We start from the raw sequence: 218 nt of genomic DNA, 5'->3' as shown, positions 1-218 counted from the left end.
ACACTAATGTAGTGTTTTAGACGAAGTTGGAGCTGACCAATAAGCCGCGTTATTTTGAGCATAGCATCGTGGACAGTCATTCATTTAGCCTGCCCAGAAAGCAAAAACCCCGCCGAAGTGGGGTTTTATAAAGAGTGAAGCTGACCGATAAGGCGGCTTCGTTCAACCATACGCCAGGCATCTGCGGCGCTGGGGTTGTCGTGTGTCGCAGACTGTAT

The sequence above is a fragment of the Citrobacter sp. wls619 genome (genome assembly GCF_005281345.1).
GTDB lineage: Bacteria > Pseudomonadota > Gammaproteobacteria > Enterobacterales > Enterobacteriaceae > Citrobacter.
This window is presented reverse-complemented; position numbering follows the sequence as displayed.